Source organism: Streptomyces sp. P17 (genome assembly GCF_032436805.1).
Taxonomy (GTDB): domain Bacteria; phylum Actinomycetota; class Actinomycetes; order Streptomycetales; family Streptomycetaceae; genus Streptomyces.
This window is the reverse complement of the sequence record NZ_JAVRBF010001272.1, coordinates 1-248: the sequence shown is the minus strand read 5'-3', so window position 1 is coordinate 248 and position 248 is coordinate 1. Positions and strand designations below refer to the sequence as shown.

Here is a 248-nt window from a genome sequence, read left to right as displayed (position 1 = left end):
AGAGCTTCAACCGCTTGTCAGTGATGCGACCGATCTGTCAGAAATGCTTTCAGAAGATTGAGATGCCATGCCATCTGTAAAACTTTATCCGGGTGACAATGTTACGACTATGCGAAGTTTACCGGAAGGTAGCATCGACAGCATTGTGACAGACCCTCCCTACATGCTCACCAGCATCGTCAAACGCTTTGGTAAAAAAGGAAGTGCTGCAGCCAACTCCGAGAATAATGACGGCTCTTTCTCAAGAC

Annotated in this window: 1 pseudogene; it reads left to right on the top strand. The window is 47.2% G+C overall.

Going from position 1 to position 248, the window contains the following annotated elements:
• Positions 1 to 67: 67 nt before the first annotated feature.
• Positions 68 to 248, top strand: a pseudogene (locus RMT89_RS44665) (hypothetical protein); the annotation flags it as partial.